Here is a 4,583-nt window from a genome sequence, read left to right on the forward strand (position 1 = left end):
TACCAGCCTCATCAAATTTGCACAAATACATTCTTACATCATCCTTTCTATGATTAATAAATAATAAAACGAACAATTTTAGATACAGTGGGGATTAGACACAACCGGGGCTTCCAAAACTATATATATGCCGATTTCTTATAACACGGCATACTCATTTTGTGCGAACTTAATAACTAATACTGATACTTCTTATATCAATTTTAGATGCTGGAGAAGAGATTTAGAAAAGTTTGCAATAAATTGTCCAACAGCCAATCTGGGCTTTGCTTGGATAGCAATAGGATTTTAATGACCTATAGCTATCCATCTAAAACCACCACTGGAATTACCTAAATATTTTACTGTGGTTCTAGTCCACTCAGTCGGTATGCCTATAGCATACGAACCACTACTAGGTAATCCGTACATTATTGCTCCTGCATATAAAGGCGTACTTTGAAAAGCTATCGGAAAAGTTATCTGAACTTGGCTCGTGGATATAGCACCACCATATCCCCACTGTATCTAAAATTGTTCGTTTTATTATTTATTAATCATAGAAAGGATGATGTAAGAATGTATTTGTGCAAATTTGATGAGGCTGGTAAGCGTATAGCTACCGTACTTAAAGGTGTACACTTTAAGACAAAAGCCGAAAAACAGAAGTACCTTGATGAGGGGTATCTGGAGACCTCGGACGAGGATTATGCCTATTATGTAGGCAACCGGGGTAATGGTGCCAATGGTACTGGTTATATCCGTGGGGCCGATGGCAAGCCTACAGATGCTCCGGTAAAAGTGCCTAGCATCGAAGAAAAGAAGCAAGTAATTATTGACCAGTATGAGGCTGATAAGGATGAACTTAAAAGCAAGTTTGCTGATGCTATGATGATGGATGATGACGAAGTGAAGGCAGAACTTAAGGAAGAATTAAATGAAATTATGGCAAAGTTTGATGCCGATATTAAAGAATTGGAGGAATAAGAAATGGCAGTAAAAAAGAGATGTATCAGATGCTTGAAAGTTTTAAGACCAGATGGTACCTGTCAGTACCCAAAATGCGTTTTATATGTTCCTGAGCTACTAGCTGAAAATAGTGATGAGGGCACAGAGAATAAGGGCTCAGATACCACAACCGAACAGCCATAATTTAACACACAGGTTAAGCACCATAAAAACCACCCAAATTCATAGCAAAAAGGTGGCTTTTATAGTTGAACGGTTAATTACAGGTTAAGTACAAACATGGTCAATAGCTTTCAATAATTCATGTATTGATTTATGGGTGTATACCCGTTCTGTAATACCTTCAAGACTGTGGCCAAGTATTAACTTGGTAACCGTCCTGTTGGTGTCAGCAGAGTCAAGCATGCTTGCCAATGTGTGGCGGCACTCATGAGGCGTGTGATTGAGGTGAAAGTGCTGCATAACAGGGTCAAAGATGGACCGTCTGAAGCTGTCATAACTGTGGCGGGTACCATCAGCCCTGCAGCAGATGTATTCCCCAGGGCTGTTCATGGCTTCCTCGTACCAGGGCAGGAGCTTCTTGGGGATAGGAACAAACCGACCAGCTCCGGCATCAGTCTTGGAATGTCTCACAATAAAGAACCGACGCTTGATTTTTACGTCAGTCTTTTTTATATGACGATACTCTCCAACTCTGCATCCGGAGTAGAGAAGCATAAGAACGTGCTTAACCTCGTAAGGCATGTCATCAATACCGCGCCACAGTTTATTGCGTTGGCGCACAGTAAAAGGCTTCTTGATATGGATTTTCTTTGGCTTATCAATATCGAGATACCTAGCATAGTCACGGGTGATAAGGTCATATTTAGCAGCATACTTATAGAGCTGTTCCAGCAGGCAGCGGACTTTCTTCTGGGTAGGATATCCGCAACCGGCTGCGCGTACATCGTCAATAACCATATCAAGGTGTGGAAGCCTGATATCAACGAATTTCATAGAATGGAGGCGGGAACAATGTCGGTAACTGTTGCGGTAACTAATACGTGCCGATTCAGATCTGAGCTCCGGAAAATGCTTTGCTTTCCAAAGCGTATAGACTTCACTGAAGGTTGTCATGCTGGGGCTAAGCAGTGCGGGATTCCGGTTATGGTCCACCAGATGAGCCATGGCCTCATCGAAGGTTGCGAAATACCCAAGAGCTTTTTGCTTACCCTGGATAGTTTTCTTGACCACGTACGGCCTCCGCCGGTTACCCTGCAAACGATAGACCGTTCCAAAACCATTCGGTAATTTCATAAAAATCATCTCCTCATTAAGAGGATAACAGGGAGGAAGATAATGAGGAAGTTAATAGTATCATTGATAGCAGCATACATATTTAGCGTATCAGCTTTGTGTTCTGCTGGTGGCATCCATGACATACAGGATGCTGTTGGGGAAGATAAGATAGCTCATACAGCAGTATCTTATGTAATATGTGACCAGCTTAAAAGGAATGCGGGCATGAACGACTTTTGGGCAGCTTTGACCACATTAGCTATTGGAGCAATAAAGGAAGGTCTTATTGACGACCACTGGGACGGTGGAGACTTCGCCGCAGACTGTGCTGGAGTTGCTTTCTATCAGGTTAGATTCTGAGAGGGGGATGATGGGATTGGATGAATTTTTAAAAATGTTGGTTTATCCTGCATGCCTGGTTGTTTTTGGTAAGTGGGTTGATTATCGTCTTGCCAAACAAAAAGAAGAACAGGAGGCAATATATCGACATCAGGCAGAAGAGCAGGCCAAGAAGCAACAGCGCGAGGATGAACGGGACATTAAGATAGAGAGGATGCAGGATGGCATTTTGGCTGTCCTGCGTGACCGCATCTTACAGTCATGCAATTACTTCATAGCTCAGGGTAAAATATCACAGTTGGCCCTGGAGAATATTACCATGATGCATGATGCCTACAAGGTACTTGGAGGTAATGGGCTCTGTGATAGACAGTTCAAGGCTGTCAATAAGCTGAGAGTGGATACATTCTATCAGCAGGGAGGGGAACATAAATGATACAGTTTGAAAAAGTCAGCCTGACTGATGTCATAGTAGTTGTTGCTTTATCGCTGGCGTTACTGCTGGCGATTATTTATGGGCAAAAAGAACTGGCGATGAGCATCGCCAGTGGGCTTTTAGGTTATATTGGTGGCTCCGTTAAAAACAGCCTGGCCAAGAAGGAAGGGGCAAACAATGGTTGACGGACGTGGCTGGACCGCATTGGCCCGGGCCACTACGAGATTTATAGCAGAAGCGAAATACTATCACTTCTGTGAGGACATATTAGCGCTAATTGAGAGGCGGCTCTATAAAGAGTCGCCTTATCCTATACACCATGAAAGGAAGGGTAAAAAATGCGAAAAGTAACTTTGGCAGAGGTTTCCCAGATGGCCGCCGATGCGCGGGAGAGTATCTGGGCTCAGGCTCAGGCGGTAGGCAGGGAGCCTAAGATATATTTACACTGGACAGCTGGTCACTATGGTCAGATGTACACGGATGAGTACCATATCTCTATTGACCAGGATGGTTCAATATACAATGAGCATGACCTTGACGAGGTACTGTCTCATACCTGGAAGCGTAACACCGGTGCTGTAGGTATCACTTTGGCGTGTGCAGCAGGAGCCACAACCCGTGATCTGGGTGACGAGCCACCTACACAGGCACAGATAGAGACCATGGCCCAGGTAATTTGGCTTGTGGCTGATGCGCTCTGGCTGACCATCAATAAAGAGCATGTCGCCACCCACGGCGAGGCGGCTGACAATGAAACGGGCGACTACTGCCACGAGGAGTATGGCCCTAAGTCTACTGTTGAGCGTTGGGATTTGGAGTTCCTTGGTACAGAGGATTCCCCTGAATATAACCCTTGGGCCGAGGACGGTACCAGGGGCGGAGATGTATTAAGAGGCAAGGCTCTGTGGTATAAAAACAACAGCTGATAGGAGGAAACAGTGATGAGTAAATGGGTAGAAATGCGTGACAGTATCGTACAGACATTGAAAGTGGAGGAAGTAACCGAGGAGTTAAAGGAAAAGGTTACCCAGTCCATCATTGACAATGTATTCCCCGCCATTGAGGAGGCAGTAGCTAACTTCGTTGCCAAGGTCAGGGAACAGGCACCTAACGAAACTGGCTGGTGCCGCATCCGTGATGGCATCGTGCTGCCACTGGTTCTGGAAGGTTTGGTATTTGTGGCCAAGACAGTGCTTGCCAAGTCACTTGCAGCCAAAGTGTAAGAATAAGGCCCCGGAGTTGTAGAGACCCCCATAAGTTAGACTAAGTAATCTAACTTATGGGGGTCTTTTTATGGCAAAATACAGTGTTGAATTCAAATTGAAGATAGTTCAGGAATATTTGAAAGGGGATATCGGATACCATGCTTTAGCCCACAAATATGGTATACCTGACAAAAAACGTATTCAATTTTGGGTTGCAAAATATCGGGTAATGGGGGAAAAAGGACTTCAACGGTCAAGAAAAAATGAAACATATTCTTTCCAATTCAAGTTACATGCTGTAGAGTTATATTTAAGTACAGAGATGTCTTACCAAGATTTAGCACTTCAACTTAAATTAAAATCTGACGGGATTTTAG

9 protein-coding genes are annotated in these 4,583 nt (G+C 44.0%); 8 read left to right on the forward strand and 1 reads right to left on the reverse strand.

Going from position 1 to position 4,583, the window contains the following annotated elements:
- Positions 1–558: 558 nt before the first annotated feature.
- Positions 559–966, forward strand: coding sequence for a hypothetical protein (locus T525_RS15385; RefSeq protein WP_051533308.1), 408 nt, complete (start codon positions 559–561; stop codon positions 964–966).
- Between the two features lie 3 nt (positions 967–969).
- The gene (locus tag T525_RS16110; protein WP_156945460.1) at positions 970–1,131 is read left to right on the forward strand and encodes a hypothetical protein; all 162 of its coding nucleotides are present in this window, start codon (positions 970–972) and stop codon (positions 1,129–1,131) included.
- Between the two features lie 84 nt (positions 1,132–1,215).
- On the opposite strand, the gene T525_RS0100015 is transcribed toward T525_RS16110, so the two are convergent.
- Positions 1,216–2,244, reverse strand: coding sequence for a site-specific integrase (locus T525_RS0100015; protein WP_072031602.1), 1,029 nt, complete (start codon positions 2,242–2,244; stop codon positions 1,216–1,218).
- A 42-nt stretch (positions 2,245–2,286) separates the two neighbouring features.
- On the opposite strand from T525_RS0100015, the gene T525_RS0100020 reads away from it, so the two are divergent.
- The 6 genes from T525_RS0100020 to T525_RS16755 all read left to right on the forward strand — a co-directional run.
- Positions 2,287–2,586, forward strand: coding sequence for a hypothetical protein (locus tag T525_RS0100020; protein ID WP_027405465.1), 300 nt, complete (start codon positions 2,287–2,289; stop codon positions 2,584–2,586).
- 16 nt (positions 2,587–2,602) lie between these two features.
- Positions 2,603–3,001, forward strand: a complete 399-nt coding sequence (locus T525_RS15390) for a hypothetical protein (protein WP_156945462.1) — start codon at positions 2,603–2,605, stop codon at positions 2,999–3,001.
- Positions 2,998–3,186 carry a hypothetical protein gene (locus tag T525_RS0100030; RefSeq protein WP_027405466.1) on the forward strand — a complete coding sequence of 63 codons (189 nt, stop codon included), beginning with the start codon at positions 2,998–3,000 and terminating at the stop codon, positions 3,184–3,186. The genes T525_RS15390 and T525_RS0100030 overlap by 4 nt, the downstream gene beginning before the upstream one ends.
- A gap of 153 nt (positions 3,187–3,339) precedes the next feature.
- Positions 3,340–3,927 carry an N-acetylmuramoyl-L-alanine amidase gene (locus T525_RS0100040; RefSeq protein ID WP_027405467.1) on the forward strand — a complete coding sequence of 196 codons (588 nt, stop codon included), beginning with the start codon at positions 3,340–3,342 and terminating at the stop codon, positions 3,925–3,927.
- Between the two features lie 15 nt (positions 3,928–3,942).
- Positions 3,943–4,224 carry a hypothetical protein gene (locus T525_RS0100045; protein ID WP_027405468.1) on the forward strand — a complete coding sequence of 94 codons (282 nt, stop codon included), beginning with the start codon at positions 3,943–3,945 and terminating at the stop codon, positions 4,222–4,224.
- A gap of 70 nt (positions 4,225–4,294) precedes the next feature.
- On the forward strand, positions 4,295–4,583 hold a 289-nt coding region (locus T525_RS16755; RefSeq protein ID WP_198022569.1), incomplete at its 3' end, for a helix-turn-helix domain-containing protein.

This window comes from Anaerovibrio sp. RM50 (genome assembly GCF_000622005.1).
GTDB lineage: Bacteria > Bacillota > Negativicutes > Selenomonadales > Selenomonadaceae > Anaerovibrio.

Bases quoted from the DNA above. Each gene is read 5' to 3' on its own strand.
- T525_RS15385 (WP_051533308.1), top strand. From the start codon at position 559: ATGTATTTGTGCAAATTTGATGAGGCTGGTAAGCGTATAGCTACCGTA.
- T525_RS16110 (WP_156945460.1), top strand. From the start codon at position 970: ATGGCAGTAAAAAAGAGATGTATCAGATGCTTGAAAGTTTTAAGACCA.
- T525_RS0100015 (WP_072031602.1), bottom strand. From the start codon at position 2,244: ATGAAATTACCGAATGGTTTTGGAACGGTCTATCGTTTGCAGGGTAAC.
- T525_RS0100020 (WP_027405465.1), top strand. From the start codon at position 2,287: ATGAGGAAGTTAATAGTATCATTGATAGCAGCATACATATTTAGCGTA.
- T525_RS0100030 (WP_027405466.1), top strand. From the start codon at position 2,998: ATGATACAGTTTGAAAAAGTCAGCCTGACTGATGTCATAGTAGTTGTT.
- T525_RS0100040 (WP_027405467.1), top strand. From the start codon at position 3,340: ATGCGAAAAGTAACTTTGGCAGAGGTTTCCCAGATGGCCGCCGATGCG.
- T525_RS0100045 (WP_027405468.1), top strand. From the start codon at position 3,943: ATGAGTAAATGGGTAGAAATGCGTGACAGTATCGTACAGACATTGAAA.